At 69.4% G+C, this 2169-nt stretch carries 1 protein-coding gene and 1 pseudogene; both read left to right on the top strand.

Features of this window, described 5'->3' with window-relative positions:
- Positions 1-134 precede the first annotated feature (134 nt).
- Positions 135-1543: pseudogene (locus VKN16_17255) on the top strand (IS1380 family transposase).
- 281 nt (positions 1544-1824) lie between these two features.
- Positions 1825-2169, top strand: a 345-nt coding sequence (locus VKN16_17250; protein HME95957.1) for an IS1380 family transposase, incomplete at its 3' end; no start/stop codon positions are given.

The following is a 2169-nucleotide window of genomic DNA, read 5'->3' as shown; positions in this document are numbered from 1 at the left end:
GGCGGCCTCTGCCCACCACTACCCGGACGAAACCCGACCCACAGAAACGTCAGTAGGGCCAGAAATGCCCTCTGAGCTGGGAAGATGGGAGTTGTCGACGCTTCCACACCCAGACTCGAAAGGGCACCTCTGGGATGCGATTGTTGCACACCGCAGCCAAGACCCACGCGTCGTTTGATGATCCGAATCTGGTGTCGCACGCCGGGCTGGTACCGGCGGTGCGGCTGGCCCAGAACATCGGGCTGGAAGACCTGGCCCGCCGGCATGTGCGGGTGGCCGCCAAGGTCGGCGCGAACCCGGGTTGAAGATCGGTTCGCTGGTGGCCGGGATGGTCGCCGGCGCCGACACCGTCGACGGGATCGACCTGCTGGGCCACGGCGCGTTCCCGGCCACGGTCGGCGGGATCCGCGCCCCGTCGACGCTGGGCAGCTTTCTGCGGGCGTTCGACCACGGCAACGTGCGCCAGCTCGCCGCGGTGCACCGCCGGGTGCTGACCGAGTTGGCCGGGCGGGCACCGTTGCTGCCCGGTGCTGACACGGTGGCGTTCGTTGATGTCGACTCGGTGCAGCGGCGGGTATACGGGGGCACCAAGCAGGGTGCCGCGTTCGGGCACGCCAAGATCGCCTCGAAGTCGCTGCTGGTACGCGGGTTGAACGTGCTGGCCGCCACCGTGAGCACCCCGCTGGCCGCGCCGGTCGTCGCAGCGGCCCGGTTGCGGGGCGGTAACGCCGGCTCGGCCCGGGGCGCGGCCACCCTGGTGGCCGAGGCGATCAACACCGCCCGGCAGGCCGGGGTCACCGGTTTGATCGTGGTGCGCGCGGATTCCGCGTACTACGCGGGGGCGTTCGTGGCCGCGTGCCGCCGCAACGGGGCCCGGTTCTCGGTCACCGTGCGAATGGACCCGAAGGTCAAACGGGCCATCGCCACCATCAGTGACGACGCCTGGACCGCGATCAAGTACCCGAACGCGATCTACGACGAGCAGGCCGGCGAGTGGATCTCCGACGCCGAGATCGCCGAAGTGCCCTACACCGCGTTCGCCTCCAAACGTGCCCACCGCACCGACGGCCAGTTGCTCGTGCGGCGGGTCCGCCGCCTGAACCCGAAAGCCGCGGCCCAGGGACAGGGCGAACTGTTCGCCACCCACCGGTATCACGCGGTGTTCACCGACAGCCCCTTCCAGCTGGTACAGGCCGAGTCCGACCACCGCGGCCACGCGATCGTGGAGCAGGTCTTCGCGGACCTGATCGACGGGGCGTGGGCGCACCTGCCCTCGTCGGCGTTCCACGCCAACGCCGCCTGGGTCCAGCTCGCGGTCACCGCGCACGCACTGACCCGCGCCCTGGGTGCGCTGGCCTCGACCCGGCACGCCCTCGCGCGCGGCGCGACCATCCGCGCCGAACTCGTCCAGGTCGCCGCCCGCCCCGCCCGCAGCGGACGCGACACCATCACCTGGCACCTGCCCCAGAACTGGCCCTGGCAGGACGCCTGGCTCAACGCGTTCGACGCCATTCACCGGGCACCACCGGCTGAGGCCGCCTGACACCGACCGCCCGCCCACACGGGCACAACCGGAGACCACAGTGGACCCGCCGGATGAGACACCGGCCGATCCCGCACGCCTACACGCCGAAACCCCCCATTGAAGATCAACTAAATGCGACGAAACGATCACCCGAATTCAGGCGGTGGATCCAGGCTCAGCCTGGATCCACCGTCCGAATTGTGCGTGGGGGTGTGTCGTGACAGCAGAAGTGCCCTTTGACCTGGGAAAATGCGGGTTCTTGAAGCTCGCAACGCCAGGATCGAAAGGGCACCTCTGGGATGCGATTGTTGCACACCGCGACCAAGACACACGCAAGGTTCGATGATCCGAATCTGGTGTCGCACGCCGGGCTGATACCAGCGGTGCGGCTGGCCCAGAACATCGGACTGGAAGACCTGGTCGCCCAGCATGTGCGGGTGGCCGCCAAGGTCGGCGCGAACCCGGGGTTGAAGATCGGTTCGCTGGTGGCCGGGATGGTCGCCGGCGCCGACACCATCGACGGGATGGACCTGCTGCGCCACGGCGCGTTCCCGGCCACGGTCGGCGGGATCCGCGCCCCGTCGACGCTGGGCAGCTTTCTGCGGGCGTTCGACCACGGCAACGTGCGCCAGCTCGCCGCGGTG

The organism is Candidatus Methylomirabilota bacterium, assembly GCA_035315345.1.
Classification (GTDB): Bacteria; Methylomirabilota; Methylomirabilia; order Rokubacteriales; family CSP1-6; genus CAMLFJ01.
This window is presented reverse-complemented; position numbering and strand designations above follow the sequence as displayed.